The organism is Capsulimonas sp., from assembly GCF_039929585.1.
In the GTDB taxonomy this organism is placed as follows: domain Bacteria; phylum Armatimonadota; class Armatimonadia; order Armatimonadales; family Capsulimonadaceae; genus Capsulimonas.
Genome location: NZ_JBDSQY010000208.1, coordinates 28,099 through 46,137 on the forward strand (window position 1 = coordinate 28,099; position 18,039 = coordinate 46,137).

The window sequence follows — 18,039 nt, forward strand, 5'->3', positions numbered from 1 at the left end:
GTTCGCGGCGATCGCCGGGAGGTTTCGCCATCCGTGGCGCCTTGTGAACAAACAGCCTAATAATCTATACCCGCGCACTGGATTGATGAAACAGGCGAGGCCCGCCTGCTGGAGATATGTCCGAATGTATCTATGGAAACGATCCCCACTTATTGTCCTGCTGTTTCTTTTTTGCGGGCTCTGGAGCCAAGCGGCTTTTGCCTCCGATGATCTTTTAAGCCACGCAAGCTGGACGGTGATCGGCTCGCCGGAGAATGTCTCGTTGCGCATCGTCCAGGCGGCGGGGCTTCCCGGCGGGGCGTTGGAAGAGATGCAGGTTGTAGTGAAGGCGGCGGTCAAACCGTTCTACGGCGCTCAGATCACGGCGCCGCTGGCGCAGGCGCCCAAGGCGGGCGATCGGATTCGCTACCGGTTTTGGGGACGCGCCGCCAGCGGCAACCCCATCCGCGCCGTCGTGGAGATGCAGAGCGATCCCTGGACCTCACTTGTGGGCGAACGAGTTGTGCTGACGCCGCAGTGGAAAGAATTTGTGATGTCGGGAGAGGTGGGCTCCGAACTGAATTCGCCTCTGGCGGCGCGTTTTCAGGTGGGGGAACAGGCGGGAACGCTGGAGTTTGCGGGCGTGCGTGTGGAGGATCTGGGGCCAGATCCTGCGATGGCCGCCGCCGAGCGCGCGGCTGCGCCGCAGGCGGTCGCGGCGCGGATTCGGCGTTACCGCATGGGAACCCTGACAGTTCAGGTGAAGGATGCGAAGGGCAAGGCTGTCAAAAACGCTCGTGTTAAGATGCACATGAAGCGGCATGCGTTTTTATTCGGCAGTAATATCTTTGAACTCAGGCCAGAGGACAACTCGCCGGACCAGATTCGTTACCGTACGCAGTTCGCTAATCTCTTCAACTACGCGACCCTGCCGTTCTATTGGGGCTCTTTTGAATCCTCAAAGGGACAGCCGACCTATGAACGACTGGACGCCATGGCGGACTGGTGCCTCGCGCATCGGATCACGCCGAAGGGGCATCCCTTAGTCTGGCATGAAGTCTATCCCAGCTGGGCGCCTGCGGAGCCGGACGCCACGGTCCCGCTGCTCCATGCGCGCGCGACGGACATCGTCTCCCACTACCAGAGCCGGATCCACTACTGGGACGTGATCAACGAAGCCACGGCCGCGCAGTATTACTCGCCGGCGAATGGGGAGAGCCGATGGATCGTGCGGGACGGCGCTCCCAGCGTCGTCGAGACCGCGCTCGGCTGGGCGCGCAAGGCCGGCGCGGGCGTACCGGAGACGTTTCTTTACAACGATTACAACACCGGGCCGGCCAATGTCGCTTTGTTAAGCCAAATGCAAAAAGACAAAGCGCTCCCGGACGCGATCGGCGTCCAGTCGCATATGCACGAGGGCGTCTGGCCGATGGCTAAAGTCTGGAATGTGTGTGACACATTCGCGCAGTTTGGCCGTCCCCTCCACTTCACGGAAACGACCGTGCTGAGCGCCGCCAAGACGAACGGCGGCTGGGCGCCGGCAACGGTGGAAACAGAAAAGGCGCAGGCGGACTACGTGGAGAAGTTCTACTCCCTGCTGTTCAGCCACCCCTCGCTGCGCGCCATCACCTGGTGGGATTTCAGCGATGTCGGCGCGTGGCAAAACGCGCCGGCGGGTTTGATCCGCAAGGACATGACGCCTAAGCCCGCCTACGACCGTCTGCTCAAACTGATCAAGCACGATTGGTGGACGGATGCTTCGGGGGCTTCGGACAAGGGCGGCCAGTATTCGGCGCAGGCGTTTTACGGAGATTATACAGTGACCGCCACTGTGGGCGGCCGGTCGGTGACGAGCAAGGTCTGGTTCCCGGAGGGAGCGGGGCGAAAGACCGTCACACTTACCCTTCGTTAACCTTCTCGGCCTTGAATCCAGGAGTCCAGCATCACTCGCGGCGGGTCCGCGTGCGGCCAGGCGAAGGCATGGCGAAAGGCGGCGTCCTGGCACTTCGTGAGCTGGTCGAAATCGATCACGTCCTGGGTCAGCAAGTTCTCATACTCCCAGGGCAGCCGCACGTTGTGCAGGCCGGCGTTGTCGGTGCAGATGGTGATGTCCACGCCGGCCGCCTCGCAGCGCTCGAAGACCGTGCGCAGGGATGTGAGATCCGTCAGCGTTCCCGTTTTGAGATAGGTCGTCGGGCAGACTTCCAGACACTGGCCGCGTTCCGCGAGTTCGGGCAGCATTTCGGGGAAGCGCAGGGCGATCTGGATGCCGTGGCCGATCCGTGACAGATAGGGCAGCATCTCTGGGTAACAGCCGTCGGGGGTCTCAAAGACGTGCCCTGTCGTTTTGATGCCCATCTCGTTCGCCCGTTTGAAAAGCTTCACCCATTCGTCCATGCGTTCGCCGTAATAGATGTCTGGCCCGGCGAGGTCAATCCCGCAGACATATTCCGGCAGCGCCGCCGCCAGATCGATCAGGGCGTTGTTGACTTCATAAGGCAGACGCGAGTGCATGCAGAGGATCTGCGACATAATGAGCGGATACTCGCGGCTGCGACCCGCCTGCCCAACGACCTCCACCACTTCCCGCATCTGTCGAATCCGGTCCTCTTGAGTGAGTGAGCGATCGGTGCGATAGAATGGCGAGTGGCGCAGCTCCAGATAACAGATACCTTCGAACACATAGGCGCCGCGGACAAGTTTCGAGACGAAATAGGGAAGCGTTTCCAGGGATTGGAAGGGCTCGACGAGGGCGTGCAGCTCCAAGTACTCGGCCAAGGAGGCGCGAGGTTTGGTGACGTACTCCTCAAAACTTTCGTAGGTGGGGAATTCGGTCGCGAGCGGGTGACCGGCGCGCATCAGATATCGCCAAAAGACGCGCGGGACTACCGCGCCGCCGAGATGACGGTGGAGTTCAGCATGAAGCGACATAATTTATCATACCCGCACCGAGAGGCGATTCGTTACCAATTCCTCGCAGCGAGGCTCCCGCTTGGCAAATGACTTGACAAGAAATTAGAGCAATTTGTATACTCAACGCAGCTAGATTTCGCTCATCGCATTCGGACATGTCTACAGAACCCATTCCCAGAGGATCAAATGTTACCCAAACACGTTCAGCCCCGACGCTTCACCTGCAAGATCTTTCTCCAGACAGCTTGTGTCTTAGCCGCCGCTTTGACTCCAATGGGAGGCTTTGCACAGGCGGCTCCCGCCAGTCCCTTGGGGGGCGCTTACGATGTCCGCGCCTTCGGCGCCGCCGGCGATGGGGTTGCGGAAGACACTGCGGCGATCGAGCGCGCCATTGATGCGGCGGCGAGCGCCGGCGGCGGGACGGTGCGTTTTCCCGCCGGGACATATCTCTCCGGCACGCTTCATTTGAAGAGCAATATCACGCTCGATCTGGGTTCTGGGGCAACTCTGCTTGCCGCCGATCCCAAAAAGGCGAAGTACGATGATCCGGAGCCGGGCGCGGGAAACAAGTATCAGGACTTCGGTCACTGTCACTGGCGAAACAGCCTGATTTACGGCGAAAATTTGGACAATGTCTCGATCATAGGATCTGGACAGATCTGGGGCAAAGGACTGGTGCGCGGCGACGAGGATGTCGCTGGGTCCGGCAACAAGGCGATCAGCCTCAAACTCTGCCGCAACGTTACACTGCGCGATTTCACGATCCGGCATGGCGGCTGGTTCGGGATTCTGGCGACCGGCGTCGATAACTTGACCATCGATAACCTGCGCATCGACACCAATCGTGACGGCATGGACATTGACTGCTGCCGCAATGTGCGTGTCTCCAATTGCGGCGTCAACTCCCCAGAGGACGACGGCATCTGCCTCAAAAGCACCTATGGCCTTGGTTTCGCTCGCTCCTGCGAAGACGTCACCATTACCAACTGCCAGGTCAGCGCCTTCAAGGAAGGCTCTTATCTGGACGGGACGAATCAACCGCTTTCAAGTGGAAGCCGCAATGGACGCATCAAGTTCGGGACGGAGTCAAACGGGGGCTTCAAAAATATCACGATCTCCAACTGCGTTTTCGACCACTGCCTTGGCCTCGCGCTGGAATCGGTGGACGGAGCTCTGCTGGAAGACGTCTCCATTAGCAACATCACCATGCGTGATGTGGTCAGCGCCCCGATCTACATCCGTCTTGGCCGGCGGATGCGTGGTCCAAGCGGCGTACCGGTCGGCGCAATCCGGCGCGTCAGCATCAGCGATGTCACCATATATAACGCCGATCCCGATTCTTGTGCGATCGTTACCGGCATTCCAGGACATCCGGTCGAAGATCTGACCCTGAGCAACATTCGGATCTGGTACAAAGGCGGAGGAACAAAGGAGAATGCGGCTGTCACGCCTCCCGAAAAGGAGACCGACTATCCAGATCCACGGAATTTCGGCATGACGCCCGCCTATGGATTCTTCCTGCGGCACGTCAAAAGCCTCGACCTCGACCGCATTCAAACGCATACACTCGCCGACGATCAGCGCCCCCCATTCGTCTTGGAAGACGCCGACGACATTGACTTCGAACGCGTCAAAGCCCAGCACGCCGCAGGCGTCCCTCTTTTTGTCCTGCACGGCGTCACCCATATGCGGACGCGTATGACTGACGGGGCGAAGGATGCGGCAAGTATCAATGTGAAGGAAGGGCGTCTGTAGGCGAATTCACCTGCCGATTCTCAAGCGAACGCGATTCAAGGAGAGTTCTGAGATGTCCAAGATCGAAGATCAAGATCCGCCGGGTGAACGCCACACCGACAATCCCATTCTCTGCGAAGTGATCGAGCGCAATATCCACACGATCGACCGCCTTCGAATCGAAGCGGCGCAGGCGCGGAAGACGCCGGATCGAGTTTCGGACGCCATTACAGATTTCTCGGGACGCCTCTTATTCGTGTACGTTCACATCGTGTGGTTCGGCGCCTGGATCGCGCTCAACACGGGCAAGCTCGGAGTCCGTCCGTTTGATCCATACCCCTATGGTCTGCTCACAATGGTCGTGTCATTGGAGGCGATCTTCCTCTCCACATTTGTGCTCATCAGCCAGAACCGCCTTAGCGAGGAAGCGGACCGGCGCGCGGAGCTCAGTCTGCAGATCGGTCTGCTGACCGAACACGAAGTCACACGCATTTTGCGAATGCTGGACGCCGTTCAGGACAAATTGGGCATCGAGAATGACGAAGATATCGAGCTTGCCCAATTGGAGCTGGCGACGAAGCCGGAAGACGTTCTCGCCGAGATCGACAGCGTCCACAAAAGCGTCCAGCGCCATACGACATGGAAAGAGTGGCTGGCTTCGCATCCGGGCATGAAAAAGTCTCATTGATGTGGTGAATAAGCGCCCTGGGATTCTGGGTAGAAACCAGCGATAATCCTGCCGCAATCAGTGCGGCGTCTGGGGGCTTGTATTCTATGGGAATGCTGGATGGAAAAGTCGCTTTTATCACGGGCGGCGCGAGCGGGATCGGCAAAGGGACGGCGCTGCGCTTTGCGCGCGAAGGCGCGAGCATCGCCATCGCCGATATGCAGGTCGATGAAGGCGAAGCAGTCCGCGCGGAGCTTGAAAAGCTAGGAGCGAAGGCGCTCTTTATCGAGATCGATGTGTCCGACGCAGTTTCGGTCAAAAATGCGATCGATCAAACGATAAAGACCTTTGGAAAGCTGGACATCGTATTCGCCAACGCCGGCATTAACGGCGTCTGGGCTCCAGTCGAGGAGCTTGAGCCGGAAGAATGGGACAAGACGCTGGGGATCAATCTCAAAGGGACATATCTCACGGTGCATTACGCCGTGCCGTATCTCAAAAAGAACGGAGGCGGCTCGATCATCATCACCAGCAGCGTCAACGGCAACCGCACGTTCTCCAACCCGGGCGCCTCGGCGTACAGCTCCAGCAAGGCGGGGCAGGTCGCGTTTATGAAGATGATCGCCCTGGAGCTGGGTCGTCATAATATTCGAGCCAACGCCGTCTGCCCCGGCGCGATCCATACGAACATCGACGACCGCACCGAACAAAGACACACCAAAGAAATCGGCATTAAAGTCGAGATGCCCGAAGGCAGTCCCGCCCTGCATGAAGGCCAAGGCGAGCCGATCGACGTCGCGGACACCTGTTTATTCTTAGCTTCAGATTTGTCGCGGCACGTATCGGGTGTGGACATTTATGTCGACGGCGCCGCCTCTCTGCTTCGCTGACATTTTATCAATTCGGCCCATACTCGATTTGAGAGTATGGGCTTTTTTATGTCTGTCTACTTCTTCTTATTCATAATAATAACCATTGAATATTTGTGATTTTGATTCCAATAAAAAAGAGTTTAGTTTTTTGGTGTATTTGGTATAACTGGTCTATTCACACGGCTGGTTAAGGAGAAACTGGAGCAGGATGAACGCGCCACAACCAAAACCACAGACGTCTCCTACCGTCCGTCATGTCGCGCAGCAGATCGAGGAGCGCATCCGCACCGGTCTCTATCCGAGCGCCCGTCGTCTCCCCAGCGAACGATCGCTCGCCGATGAGTTTGGCGTCAGCCGCGTGATCGTTCGCGCCGCCGTCGATGAAATCGCCGATCGTGGGTTAATCACGCGCTCGGCGAACTGTCGCCCCTTAGTTTTGGCTCCAGAGGCGCCGGCCGCAACTCTGGAGAAACCAAGTGTTCGGCGGAATCTGGCTCTGTGGATTTGGCCGCATCCCTCGGACTTGGCAGCGGCGATGATTATCCGTGGTGTCCGTCAGACGCTCCATGAAGACGACTTCCGCCTGTTTTTGGAGAGCGCCCATGGAGACATTTGGGAAGAGATTCTTCGCTCGGAAGATCGTTTTCTGCGCCGATTAGCGTATGAGCGGGACGTCGAAGGCGTCCTCCTATGGTATTTGGGAGGGCCGATCAACCTGCCCGCCCTGGAAGGACTACGCGAGGCCGGCATTCCAATGGTATTTTTGGATCGGCGGCCGCCGGATGGTCTGGACGCGGATTTTGTCGGTGTGGACAATGTACGGGCTGCGGAGGCGCTCACCCGGCATCTGATTTCACTAGGACACCGACGCATCGCCCATGTGACAAATTACGACACCCGGGCTTCAACCGTCACCGAGCGCGGCGAGGGGTATCGGCGCGCTCTGGCGAAGGCGCGCATGCCGTTCTCGGAGGAACTGATCGTGCGCGACCCCGGCTCCTCCGAGGAGGACCCTTCTGATCTGCGCGATGATTTTGTCGATGCCCTGCTTGCGCTTCCCGATCCGCCCACCGCTTTTTTTGCGGTCAACGATGTCGTGGCGGAGCGGCTCATCAAGTCCCTGCGCGCTCGTGGGCTAGACGTCCCCGGGGACGCCGCCGTGGCAGGCTTTGACGGGAATGAGCGAACGACGGAAGGATCTCCGTTCCTCACCACAATGCTGCAGCCGTTCGAGCGTATCGGCGCGCAGGCGATGGAGCTGCTGCTGGAGCGGATTGCGGCTGGTCCTTCGGCCCCGTTTAAGCATGTCATTCTGGAGCCGGCGCTCTCCGTCGGGCGCTCCACGCGCGGCTTCGATACCGCCGCAATATCGCGAAAATCATCAAGAAAGGAGATGCACTGAAATCATCGGAAGCCCGCCACCCGGGTTTCCACGCCATATTTTGCGATGACGCGAATCTTAGCCGGTCCTTGGCCTTTGGTAAAGCAGTCTTTTGGTTTCTGTCCAGTCGACGTCATATCCGAAGAAAGGTATTGTCATGAAAGCTCGCCGAAATGGGTTCACTCTGATTGAACTACTCGTTGTCATCGCGATTATCGCGATTCTTGCCGCTATTCTCTTCCCCGTCTTTGCCCAGGCTCGCGAGAAGGCTCGCCAGACCATGTGTATGAGCAACTCCAAGCAGCTGGGACTTAGCATTCTCCAGTACAACCAAGACTACGATGAAACGATGGTCCCGGTGCTCATCGGCAGCGGCTGGTTCGGTGCGCCGCGACTGAGCTGGGGACTTTCCATTCAGCCATATTTGAAGGTGGCGATGGTTGGCGGCGGCTCCGTCTTCCACTGCCCTGATCTGGAAGCTGACTATTATCATCAGTTCACGGGCAACCCGGTCAATTCCGGCCCCGACTGGGCCACCAAATTCCTCAATTACGGCATGAACCTGGATTACTTGCAGCCCGATCCCGGCTGTGACCCCAACCAGGCGCTTCCGGACGTCGGCGTGCCATTTGGCCGTCCTGTAGGTCTGGCGCAGATCGACGCGCCGGCGCAGACGGTGCTGCTGGCGGAAACCAAACCGGAAGTAATCCTCTCCAGCGGCGCTTTCTACCCATCCGATCAGGTCGATGCTCCGGCCTCGGCCGGCTCCACCGCGAAGGCCTGCGGCCTGGACGGCTGGGGGCAGGACGATGGGTTTGAGCTGCCCAACACCGGCGTGCCCAATACGGGAACGAATACCTTCGCTCCGCGGCATGCCGGCGGCGGCAACATCGTCTTTTGCGACGGGCATGTCAAACGTCTGATGCCAGGAGCGCTGGCCGCCGGAACGAACTGGAATGCAAAGATCAACGAAGCGTCGGTGCAGATCATGGACCTGAGCCAGTATCTCTGGTCGCTGCATAAGAGCGGCGACAGCGATCTTTAGGACTGACTCTTTGTCCCACAGCTGGAAGCAGTGGGCTAATCAGGGGTAAGCCAGCTGAAGCAGGCTGCGGAGTTAGGAATGGCCATCGCCATAATCAGAGAGTCGGCTTGAGCCGCCTTACCCCTGACTAGACCATTGCTTCCAGCTGTGGGAGGATCACAGTCGTCCGTCACCTCCATGCGAATCAAGGGAAAGGAATGTCTCGCCATGAGAACTATTCGCGCCACAACGCTCGCTACGCTTGCCGTGGCGGGAGCGCTTGGCGCATGCGCCGGATGCTCGCAGCAGGCGCAAATCGAAGCCGCGCCCCCACCCCGCGCCGACGCGCATCCATTGGCTCCAGTCCAGGGCAAGCAGCCGCTCCCCAAGCTTCCGACGCTGAAGGGCGACACGCGGCATGGCGGGTAGCGCGTTCGGTTGGGAGTAAAATTAGGGGAAAGCGAGGAAGACGCTCACTTTTCCCTATCTCAAGATCTCTTTCAATCTCGAGATCGTCGTAACTGTTTTATTCGCGTATGCCGATGGTTTGAACAGTAACGGATGCGGCTTCCAGTCCATCGATTTCCGCGCGCAGATGGATCGCTCCCGGTTTGCCACGCGGCCGCAGAATGGCGAGGCAGCGGCCCTCGTAGGGCTGATGCTCGGGCATCTGAAGACTGGAGAGGTCGGTGGGATCGGCGTTTGCCGCCGCTGCAAACTCGCCCTGTCCCGTTGCCTTGAAATGGATCGTCGGCGCGGAGTTGGGAACGAGGACGCCATTGGCGTCCAGGACTTCGACGGTGACGTAAGAAAGATCGTTTCGATCCGCGCGAATTCGGCTTCTGTCCGCCGTCAGGCGCAGCCGCTTGGGCGCGCCTGCGGAGCGCAGAATGACGTTCGCGATTTCCTTGCCGTTTTGCAGGCCAACGGCGCGCAGTTCACCGGCGGCGTAGGGGACATCATAAGTCAGCGTCAGGCCGTCAGAACCCTTTTCCGGCTGTGCGTTTATTGCCTTGCCGTTTAACATCAGACGAACTTGCGGGCAGGTGGTGTAGACGGCCACGCGCATCGTCTTCCCTTCCTGGCCGGGCCAGGTCCAGCTGCGGGCTTCATCGGTCCAGCCCCAGCCGCTGATGTTTTCTGTCTTGCCTGCGGGCAAAGGCCGATGTACAGCCATCTCCAGCTTACTGCGTCCCCATAACACGTCACGGAAGTACGATTGCGGCTTTTTGAATCCGCAAATGTCCAGATCGCCGCACCAGGCGTTATGCCATGGCCAGGGTTTGTTGAAGGCGTTGCTTTCGCCGCTGAGCGAAGTATGGCCGATGCCAGATTCGCCGTAGTAATCGAAGGCGGTCCAGACAAAATCACCGATCACCCAGGAGTTATCCGTCACGCCCTTCCAATACAGCGCGGCGTCTTTGGGATACGATTCAGTGGCGACAATCACCCGGTCGGGATGGCGCTGGTGATCCACGGCGTATCGCTGCGGCCCATAGTTGTATCCGGCAACATCCAGGGCGGCAAAATAGTCGTCGGCGCTGTCGTTCACGCCGTCGTAGGCGGAGGTCACGGGGCGCGTCGGATCGAGGGAGCGCACTTCCTCGGCGAGAAATTTCGCCACAGAAACGTCCTTGCCGGGAATTTCATTACCAACGCTCCACAGAATGATGCTCGGGTGATTGCGGTCGCGCAGGACCATACTGTCGAGATCGCGTTTCCACCAATCGTTGAAGTACAGATGGTAGTCGTCGGCGTTCTTGCCTATCGCCCAGCAGTCGAATGCTTCGTCCATCACCAAGACGCCCAAGCGGTCACAGGCGTCCAGGAAGGCGGGCGACGGCGGGTTGTGGCTTGTGCGGACAGCGTTGTATCCGTTCGCCTTGAGCAGCTCGATGCGGCGCTCCTCGGCGCGGTCGATCGTCGCCGCGCCGAGCGGGCCGTTGTCGTGGTGTACGCAGCCGCCGCGCAGCTTGATCGAGACGCCGTTGAGCGTAAACCCGGTCTTGGAATCGAAGTGGATCGTGCGGACGCCGAAAGGGACGCTCGTCTGATCGATCGCCTTGGAGCCGACCACCACAGCGACTTCGGCGTGGTAGAGGTTCGGCTTGTCCAGCGTCCAGAGCTTCGGCGTCGGAAGCGTGATTGTTTGCGTCACCATGGCATGCTTGCCGGCGTCTAGAACCACGACTTTTTTTGCCGTCCCCACGACTTTGCCGGCGGCGTTCACCAATCGTGTGACGATCAGGGGATGCTGATCGGTCGGCCCGTCATTTTGTACGTCCGTTACCACTTGGACTTGAGCTGAGGTTTTGGTAATAGTCGGTGTGGTGACGCTGACGCCCCATTGCGCGACATGCAGCGAATTGACGACATTCAGCCAGACATGCCGATAGATGCCCGAACCGCTGTACCACCGGCTGTTCGCGCCCGTGTTGCGCACGCGCACGGCGAGCACGTTCTCAGCCCCGTTCGGATTAAGATACGGCGTCAGATCATAAGAAAAGCTCGTGTAGCCATAGGGATGCGTTCCCAGCAGCTTGCCGTTGATCGAGACATCGGCGTTCATATAGACGCCGTCGAATTGGACGGAGATCTGTTTCCCGGCGTCGGCTTTGCCGACGGTAAAGTGCTTGCGGTACCAGCCGGTCCCCCCGACCGCGTAACCGGTGGATGCTTCTCCAGCGCTTTGCGTATAATCCCATGGCCCGCTGGGCGGCGGGCCGTCGAATGTGTTGTAGATTCCGCCGCTGTTTATGCCATTAAAAACGCGCACGGCGAGGATATTTTTGTCCTTGACCAGAGACGCCGGAACTTTGTAGATCCGCGACGTTTGATAGTTGCCTTCCACCTGTCCCGCAACTCCAGCAATCGGTCCCGTGCCGCCGATCTTCACGCCGTTGAAGAACGTCTCGTCGGAATCGTCGATCTGCCCCAGGGTTAGCAGAAAATCCTTGCCTTGCTGCGCCGCCGGGACATCAACTGTCCGCCGGAACCAGCCGAACGTATTCTGCTCGGTCATATTTAGCGCCGGCAGTTGCAGCGACGTCCAGCCGCCATCGTCAAAATTCGCATTCTTCCAGGAAGCATCATCGCCCTTCGAATACCGCCAAGTTCCCTTCGTGACGGATATCGCCGGCTCGTTCTGAGCAGAGTGCGGCAGGTCTTCGATGCTCCAGTCGTGCGGCAGAGCCACCGTACGCCAGGAAGCGTCATTGAAGCCAGGGCTTTCCGCGCCGCGCACATCGCCCCGCTGGAAGCGCCAATGGTCATCGAAGGATCGGACACGGCCGGTGTCCGCGAGCGCCGTTCCGGCGGACAGCAGCAGCGCAATGGAAAGGACAGAAAATTTCATGAATTGATCCTGAACGATGGGTTTGCCTCAATAAATCGAAACGTTTCACTGGAGAGGTTGAAACATTTTAACACATGGTCGGCGCTAGGTCAATCCCTGATTTACTGTACCGGAGAAATTAGAGAGTGGTGTAGCCGAGCGCCGCTTCGCTGGTCGTCCCGTCGAGATGGCCGACGATGACGCGGTGGCAGAGGCCGACGAAGAGGCCGGTTTCGATGACGCCGGTGATGGTTTTGATGCGGGCGGTGAGGGCGTCGGGATCGGGCAGCGGGCCGCCGAAGTGGATGTCCAGGATGTAGAGCGAGTCGTCGCTGATGAAGATATCGCCTTTGGGCGTTTTGCGGGGCGTGACGGGGGCGGAGAGCAGGTATTCGAGACGGTCGCGGGTTGCCTGCCATCCGAAGGGGACGACGGCGACGGGAAGCGGGAAGGCGCCGAGGGCGGCTTTGAGCTTGTGATCGTCGACGACGATGATTTGGTGTTCGGTGGCCGATGCAACGATCTTTTCGCGCAGCAGCGCGCCGCCACCGCCTTTGATCAGGCGGAAGGCGGGATCCACTTCATCTGCGCCGTCAATGGTGAGGTCCAACTTGCGGACGGTGTCCCAGTCAGAGAGGGGGATACCGACGGCGCGGGCGCTTTCGGCGGTGGCGCGGGACGTGGGGATACATGTGACGTCGAGACCTTCGCTGAGAATACGTGCGTGCAGAGCGGAGATCGCGAAAGCGGCGGTGCTTCCGGTGCCAAGACCCACGATCATTCCATCCTGGATGTACTCGACAGCGCGCTCGGCTGCAGCCTTCTTCGGATTCACAGCGGTTCTCTTTTTAGGTTAGGAATTTGTTGGGAAAGGGAGTTTGGTGCCGAGGACGGGACTTGAACCCGTATGGAGGTTAATCCACACGCCCCTCAAACGTGCGCGTCTACCAATTTCGCCACCTCGGCAGGTCGAACATTATTATACGTCAAAATTCTCGGGAATGTCAAGGGGTAATTTCATCAAAGACGGAGCGGGTTCTCACCCGCTCCAAGAAACAGATCGCAATGGCTACGGCATTTTCCACAACAAGGCGGTTTTGTCCGAGCCGCCGGAGAGAACGCGCTTGCCATCGCTTGAGAAGGCGACCGCGCAGACATAGCCCTTATGGCCGACCAGACGCGCGGTAATCTTTCCGGTTGCGACATTCCAGACGTCGATCGTCGCGACGCTGTCCGGCGCATTCGGGTCCAGGGTTTTCAAATCCGAGCCCAGCTTGCCGCCCGCCGTCAGCAAAGTCTTGCCGTCGGGGGAGAAGGCGAGGCTCGTGACGGCGTCGGCGTCCCCGGTCAGCTTCTGGATTTCCCGGCCTGTCGTCATATTCCAAAGGCGGATACTGCTGTCGCCCCAGCAGCATGTCGCGGCGATCTTGCCTCCGGCCGCGACGCGCACACGGCGGACGCCGTCTTTGTGGCCGCTGAAACGCATGGAATCCTTGTCGGACCCGAGGGTCCAGACGCGTGCGGCGCCGTCGGCGTCTCCGCTCAGCGCCTGTTTGTTGTCGGGAGTATAACAGATGCTCAGCAAGTCATTGCCGTTTGCCAGGTACGACTGCTTGATCACGCCCTCGCTGATGCTCCAGTCCTGAAAGCCATGCGACGCCGCCAGGACATGCGTTCCATCGTTGGAAATGGCGAGATCCGTGACGGGCTCGCCGGGACCGAACAAAATCCGTGGCGGGTCATCACTGTCCAGATCCCAGATACGAATCGTACTGTCCAGGCTGCCCGACAGCAGGAGGTTATCCTTGCCCGTATAGGCGAGACAGGTAATCGTGCTCGTATGTCCGTGGTAGGTTTCCAGCTCTTCGCCTGAAGAGATATCCCAGAGCTTGATTGACGTGTCTTTCGAGCCGGAAGCGAAACGCCCACCGTCAGGAGAGAACGCGACCGCTGAGACATCGTCGGTATGACCGCTGAAGACATGGACTGGTTTGATGGTCGCAATCATGTCGGGCTGGCTCACGGCCATCGCGCTTCCAGCAAACAGCAGTAAGATTGCGGCGGCCCATAAGGACCGGGATTCACAGGTGAGCGCGAAACTCGCGGCAATGCGTGATTTCATACGGATATTTTATCACTTTAAACGTATTTTTGTGTTATTTACGATCAACTATTTCTAAAGCTTATTCTTCAAAGAGAGCATCGACAAAGGCCGCCGGGTCAAAAACTTCCAAATCCTCGGGCTTTTCGCCGACTCCCACGAGCTTAATCGGCACGCCAAGTTCATCTTTGATAGTGATGACGATCCCGCCGCGCGCGGTTCCATCCAGCTTGGCCAACACCAGACCTGTGATATTGACCGCCGCCTTGAACTCTTTTGCCTGATTGACTGCGTTCTGGCCAGTGGTGGCGTCAAGCACCAGAAGGGTCTCATCGGCGGGGCGATTGTTTCGATCACGCATGACAATTCGGTTGATTTTTTTCAGTTCCTCCATCAAGTTGACCTTGTTGTGAAGCCGCCCCGCCGTATCGATGATCAGGAAGTCTGCTTTGCGGCTGACCGCCGCCTGCATGGCGTCGAAGACCACTGCGCTCGGGTCCGCGCCCTCGCGCCCCTTCACGACATCGACTCCGATCCGCTCGCCCCAGAGCGCCAGCTGATCGACCGCCGCCGCCCGGAAGGTGTCCGCCGCCGCGACAATGACGTGATGACCCTCGCGCTTGAGTTTATAAGCCAGTTTCGCGATCGTGGTCGTCTTGCCGACGCCATTGACGCCGACCACCAGATAAACCGTCGGCGCCTGCGGGGAGATCGCCAGCGGCGATGCGCCTTCTCCGGACACCAGCGCCTGTGTCAGGAACGTCTTCAAACGATCTTTGACATCCTGTCCGTCTTTCAAGCGTTCATCTCGAACGGCGCCGCGCAGATCCTCCATGACGCGCATGGTGGTATGGATGTTCAGGTCTGACCCGATCAGCGCTTCCTCCAGATCCTCAAAAAGCTCTTCATCAATCCGGCCCCGGCCGGTCACAAGCTGGTCGACTTTTTGGAAAAGGGTTTTGAAGAGTCCGCGTTTGAACATAAGTGGGTTCCTAAGAGAGGCCCTCCCTGAACCCCGGTTATGAAACCCGGGTCTGGGAGATGCTTCGCATCTAACCGTCCGTGCCGGACGGACAAAATATCTTGTGGTCGATTATCGGCATTTGCGTCCGGCACGGACGCTTAGCGCCTTGCGCTCCCAGACCCGGGTTTCATAACCGGGGAATTCCGAGGAGCCGTTCTATCCTACCCAAATCGATGCGCGGTGGTGGGCATGAAATAGGTGGCGAGGGCGGCGAGTAGGCCGCCGATGAGAATGTAGTTCGCGCGGGGGCCGCGCCAATGCGCGATGCTGTGCAGGCCGAGGTAAACGCCGTAGACGAGCCAGGTGACCGTGGAGGCCAGGATCTTCGGATCGGCGGCCCAGGCGCCGCTGAGGCCACCGGCGGCGGCGCGGATGACGCCGGAGACGAGACCGACGGTCAGCAAAGGAAATGCGAAAGCGACCATGCTGAACGCCTGCGTTTCCAGTGTTGTCAGCGGCGGGAGCTTCCCGAACAAACCGCCGCTTCGCTTGCGCTTCAGCATCCGGTGCTGCACTAAGTAGAGCAGAGCGCAGCCGAAGGCGAGCATCAGCAGGCTGAAGGCGAAGAGAATGGCGATGACATGCAGGCTGATGAGACGCGAATCAAGTTCCGGCGCGACCGTGATCGGCGCATTCGACCGCTGGGTTTGATGCAGCACCGCGCCGGCGAAGAGGCACAGGAAGGATGCGGGCAAGGCAAGCGCGCCTAGGGCGTAGGGCTTCGGCTTGATCAAAAACTCTAAAATCAAGTAGACGAGGGCAACCGTCCAGGCGGAGGCGGATAGTGTTTCGGCAGGCGTCGTAAAGGGCGTTTGGCGTGTGACGGCGCAGTGGACGCCGATGGCGAACGTGTGGCAGACGACGGCGAGTATGGCCGCGTACTGCCCCGTGCGGGCCAGATTCAACCGGCGCAGCAGCAAGTTCGCTCCGTACCCAACGCTGGCGATCAGGTACGCCACCGCCGCCGCGACGAGCAGAAAACCTTCCGTCCCGTTAGGCATCGGGCGCCCTCCGCGTGTTCGCCGCCGGGACCGCAGTCGCCGGCAGTTGGTCGTCGTCTTCCCGTTCCAGTCCAAAGACCTGGCGGATCGTCTCCAGCGCCGCCGAATCGCCCGTCTCGGTGGCGCTCGATTTGATTGCGACGATCGCCGGGTGGGCGATTTTATTCGTCAGCGACTCCATCGCCGCCTCCACGGAGCGCCATTCCTTGTCGGAGAGGCCCGGCAGACGAGTGCGCAGGCGGGCCAGCTCGGCGGCGCGTACCGCCGCCAGCTTGTCGCGCACTGCGACGATTGTCGGCGCGACTTCCAGCGATTGCCGCCAGCGGCCGTACTCCGTCGCCATCGCGTCGATGATGTCCCGCGCCTGTGCGACTTCTCCCGAACGAGTTTGCCGTGCGCCGGCGACGATCTGCATCAAGTCGTCGATATTGTACAGGTAGACGTTGTCCAGATCGCCGACCGAGGCTTCCACGTCGCGCGGCACGGCGATATCGATCAAAAAGAGAGGACGGTTATGCCGGGCGCGCATGGCGTTCTTGATCAGCGTACGCGTGACGACCGGATGCGGAGCCGAGGTAGAGCAGACAACGATATCAGCAGAAAGCAGAGCGCTTTCCAGCTCGTCAAAGCGCCGTGCGTGTCCGCCGAACTGCGCCGCCAGATGCTCCGCGCGCTCATAGGTGCGATTGGCCACCAGCACGGTCGGCGCGCCCTTCGCCTGCAAGTGCCGCGCGGTGACTTCGCTCATTTTCCCGGCGCCAAGCACCAGGACCGTGTTGCCTTCTAAACTATCGCCGAAGATCTGCGCCGCGCGCTCCACGGCGGCCGCGCCGATGGAAAATGCGCCGCGCGCGATCTCCGTCTCGGTCCGCGCTCGCTTGCCGGCCACCAGGGCGTCCTGAAACAAGCGATTGAGCAGCGTTCCCAGTGTCTTCGCGCCCTGCGCCGCCTCCATCGCCTGCTTGACCTGCCGCTGGATATCCGGTTCGCCCAGGATCATGGAATCGACGCCGGCGGCGACGGAAAAGAGGTGATTGGCGGCGGCGCCGTCGCGATAGAAGTAGAGGCGGCCATCGAATTGATGTCGGGAAAGACCGTGCTGACCGGCTAGAAACTCCGCGAGAATTTCTTCCGTCGCGCCCGACTCCGGGTCCAGAACGGCGTAGATCTCCGTGCGGTTACAAGTGGAAAGGATGGCGCCTTCGAGGACAGGGCCCAGACCCGAGAGGGCGAGGAGCGTGCGCGGCAGCGCATGCTCTCCAATCGCCAGTTTTTCGCGCACTTCGACGGGCGCGCTTTCGTGATTTATTCCGACCAGGACGAGAGGCATTGTCTTGCCTGGGCCTCCGCTTCTAATAACTTGCCGTCGCACACGAGCGCTCGGATCTCAGGATCGTCCAGCACTCGCCGCGTCATGCTCTTGCGCATGGGCTCCGTCGCGCCATGCGCCTTCAAATCTTGGCGCAGCGCGCCGAACAGCTGGGCGTACCCCGCCCACTCCTCGCCAAATTCATCCATCAGCCGCTCGCGCAGCACGGCGGCCAGCGTCGGGCTCTGTCCCGACGTCGAGACGGTCAGCATCAAATCGCCGCGAACGACTGTCGAAGGCGAGACGAAATTTCCATCCGCGAACCGATCCGCGGCGCAGACGAGAGTATTCCGTTCCTGCGCATCCCGCACTACCGCCGCATTGACTTCGCGATTGTCCGTTGCGGCGATCACAAGAAACGCGCCATCGAGATGTTCAGGCTGGTAAACGCTCTCCATCCATGTGACAGAGCTGGTCTCCGCCAGAGCGCGCAGCTCTTCCGTGACCTCGGGCGCAACCACGCAAACCATGACGCCATACTCGCGCAGTGCGGCGACTTTGCGCTCGGCGACGGCGCCGCCGCCAACCACCACGCAGCGCTTGCCGCTCAGATCCACCTGGATGGGATAGAACTTCATCACAAATTAACCCGGCCGAAGCCGGGTCCCATCTGACACAACATCTTAATTATGGCTCTCGC

General features: G+C 59.7%; 15 protein-coding genes and 1 tRNA gene. 7 read left to right on the top strand and 9 right to left on the bottom strand.

The genetic code is table 11. From position 1 onward, the window contains the following. The first annotated feature begins 124 nt into the window (after positions 1-124). On the top strand, positions 125-1,891 hold the full coding sequence (locus ABIZ35_RS15185) for an endo-1,4-beta-xylanase (protein ID WP_348220767.1): 1,767 nt from the start codon (positions 125-127) through the stop codon (positions 1,889-1,891). Here the strand turns inward: ABIZ35_RS15185 and ABIZ35_RS15190 are convergent. Next, positions 1,888-2,910, bottom strand: a complete 1,023-nt coding sequence (locus tag ABIZ35_RS15190) for an adenosine deaminase (protein WP_348220768.1) — start codon at positions 2,908-2,910, stop codon at positions 1,888-1,890. The two genes, ABIZ35_RS15185 and ABIZ35_RS15190, sit on opposite strands and share 4 nt — an antisense overlap. Positions 2,911-3,078: 168 nt before the next feature. On the opposite strand from ABIZ35_RS15190, the gene ABIZ35_RS15195 reads away from it, so the two are divergent. The 6 genes from ABIZ35_RS15195 to ABIZ35_RS15220 all read left to right on the top strand — a co-directional run bounded on the left by ABIZ35_RS15195 (position 3,079) and on the right by ABIZ35_RS15220 (position 8,999). Continuing rightward, positions 3,079-4,647 carry a glycoside hydrolase family 28 protein gene (locus ABIZ35_RS15195; protein ID WP_348220769.1) on the top strand — a complete coding sequence of 523 codons (1,569 nt, stop codon included), beginning with the start codon at positions 3,079-3,081 and terminating at the stop codon, positions 4,645-4,647. 52 nt (positions 4,648-4,699) lie between these two features. Then, the gene (locus ABIZ35_RS15200) at positions 4,700-5,314 is read left to right on the top strand and encodes a DUF1003 domain-containing protein (protein WP_348220770.1); all 615 of its coding nucleotides are present in this window, start codon (positions 4,700-4,702) and stop codon (positions 5,312-5,314) included. Positions 5,315-5,400: 86 nt separating this feature from the next. Further along, on the top strand, positions 5,401-6,183 hold the full coding sequence (locus tag ABIZ35_RS15205) for an SDR family NAD(P)-dependent oxidoreductase (protein WP_348220771.1): 783 nt from the start codon (positions 5,401-5,403) through the stop codon (positions 6,181-6,183). Between the two features lie 190 nt (positions 6,184-6,373). Then, positions 6,374-7,567 carry a GntR family transcriptional regulator gene (locus ABIZ35_RS15210; protein ID WP_348220772.1) on the top strand — a complete coding sequence of 398 codons (1,194 nt, stop codon included), beginning with the start codon at positions 6,374-6,376 and terminating at the stop codon, positions 7,565-7,567. Between the two features lie 136 nt (positions 7,568-7,703). Further along, complete coding sequence (locus tag ABIZ35_RS15215; RefSeq protein WP_348220773.1) at positions 7,704-8,591, top strand: DUF1559 domain-containing protein; 888 nt, start codon at positions 7,704-7,706, stop codon at positions 8,589-8,591. Between the two features lie 207 nt (positions 8,592-8,798). Continuing rightward, the gene (locus ABIZ35_RS15220; RefSeq protein ID WP_348220774.1) at positions 8,799-8,999 is read left to right on the top strand and encodes a hypothetical protein; all 201 of its coding nucleotides are present in this window, start codon (positions 8,799-8,801) and stop codon (positions 8,997-8,999) included. Positions 9,000-9,096: 97 nt separating this feature from the next. Here the strand turns inward: ABIZ35_RS15220 and ABIZ35_RS15225 are convergent, their stop codons facing one another. From ABIZ35_RS15225 to ABIZ35_RS15260, 8 genes are all read right to left on the bottom strand, one after another. Then, positions 9,097-11,925: a glycoside hydrolase family 2 TIM barrel-domain containing protein gene (locus tag ABIZ35_RS15225; protein ID WP_348220775.1), complete on the bottom strand. Its 2,829-nt coding sequence runs from the start codon at positions 11,923-11,925 to the stop codon at positions 9,097-9,099. A 118-nt stretch (positions 11,926-12,043) separates the two neighbouring features. Continuing rightward, entirely contained in the window at positions 12,044-12,739 is a 696-nt protein-coding gene (rpiA, locus tag ABIZ35_RS15230) for a ribose-5-phosphate isomerase RpiA (RefSeq protein ID WP_348220776.1), read from the bottom strand. 44 nt (positions 12,740-12,783) lie between these two features. Beyond that, positions 12,784-12,870: transfer RNA gene (locus tag ABIZ35_RS15235), tRNA-Leu, on the bottom strand. A gap of 103 nt (positions 12,871-12,973) precedes the next feature. Beyond that, complete coding sequence (locus ABIZ35_RS15240) at positions 12,974-14,026, bottom strand: WD40 repeat domain-containing protein (protein ID WP_348220777.1); 1,053 nt, start codon at positions 14,024-14,026, stop codon at positions 12,974-12,976. Positions 14,027-14,087: 61 nt separating this feature from the next. Beyond that, positions 14,088-14,987 carry a signal recognition particle-docking protein FtsY gene (ftsY, locus tag ABIZ35_RS15245; protein ID WP_348220778.1) on the bottom strand — a complete coding sequence of 300 codons (900 nt, stop codon included), beginning with the start codon at positions 14,985-14,987 and terminating at the stop codon, positions 14,088-14,090. A gap of 203 nt (positions 14,988-15,190) precedes the next feature. Next, a complete protein-coding gene (ccsA, locus tag ABIZ35_RS15250) occupies positions 15,191-16,030 on the bottom strand; it encodes a cytochrome c biogenesis protein CcsA (protein ID WP_348220779.1) in 840 nt (279 codons plus the stop codon). Beyond that, on the bottom strand, positions 16,023-17,360 hold the full coding sequence (hemA, locus tag ABIZ35_RS15255; RefSeq protein WP_348220780.1) for a glutamyl-tRNA reductase: 1,338 nt from the start codon (positions 17,358-17,360) through the stop codon (positions 16,023-16,025). The genes ccsA and hemA overlap by 8 nt, the downstream gene beginning before the upstream one ends. Continuing rightward, positions 17,336-17,977, bottom strand: coding sequence for a bifunctional precorrin-2 dehydrogenase/sirohydrochlorin ferrochelatase (locus tag ABIZ35_RS15260; RefSeq protein ID WP_348220781.1), 642 nt, complete (start codon positions 17,975-17,977; stop codon positions 17,336-17,338). Before ABIZ35_RS15260 ends, hemA begins: the two co-directional genes overlap by 25 nt. Positions 17,978-18,039 lie beyond the last annotated feature (62 nt).

Coding starts and splice junctions, on each gene's coding strand:
- ABIZ35_RS15185 (WP_348220767.1), top strand. CDS start 125: ATGTATCTATGGAAACGATCCCCACTTATTGTCCTGCTGTTTCTTTTT.
- ABIZ35_RS15190 (WP_348220768.1), bottom strand. CDS start 2,910: ATGTCGCTTCATGCTGAACTCCACCGTCATCTCGGCGGCGCGGTAGTC.
- ABIZ35_RS15195 (WP_348220769.1), top strand. CDS start 3,079: ATGTTACCCAAACACGTTCAGCCCCGACGCTTCACCTGCAAGATCTTT.
- ABIZ35_RS15200 (WP_348220770.1), top strand. CDS start 4,700: ATGTCCAAGATCGAAGATCAAGATCCGCCGGGTGAACGCCACACCGAC.
- ABIZ35_RS15205 (WP_348220771.1), top strand. CDS start 5,401: ATGGGAATGCTGGATGGAAAAGTCGCTTTTATCACGGGCGGCGCGAGC.
- ABIZ35_RS15210 (WP_348220772.1), top strand. CDS start 6,374: ATGAACGCGCCACAACCAAAACCACAGACGTCTCCTACCGTCCGTCAT.
- ABIZ35_RS15215 (WP_348220773.1), top strand. CDS start 7,704: ATGAAAGCTCGCCGAAATGGGTTCACTCTGATTGAACTACTCGTTGTC.
- ABIZ35_RS15220 (WP_348220774.1), top strand. CDS start 8,799: ATGAGAACTATTCGCGCCACAACGCTCGCTACGCTTGCCGTGGCGGGA.
- ABIZ35_RS15225 (WP_348220775.1), bottom strand. CDS start 11,925: ATGAAATTTTCTGTCCTTTCCATTGCGCTGCTGCTGTCCGCCGGAACG.
- ABIZ35_RS15240 (WP_348220777.1), bottom strand. CDS start 14,026: ATGAAATCACGCATTGCCGCGAGTTTCGCGCTCACCTGTGAATCCCGG.
- ftsY (WP_348220778.1), bottom strand. CDS start 14,987: ATGTTCAAACGCGGACTCTTCAAAACCCTTTTCCAAAAAGTCGACCAG.
- ccsA (WP_348220779.1), bottom strand. CDS start 16,030: ATGCCTAACGGGACGGAAGGTTTTCTGCTCGTCGCGGCGGCGGTGGCG.
- hemA (WP_348220780.1), bottom strand. CDS start 17,360: ATGCCTCTCGTCCTGGTCGGAATAAATCACGAAAGCGCGCCCGTCGAA.
- ABIZ35_RS15260 (WP_348220781.1), bottom strand. CDS start 17,977: ATGAAGTTCTATCCCATCCAGGTGGATCTGAGCGGCAAGCGCTGCGTG.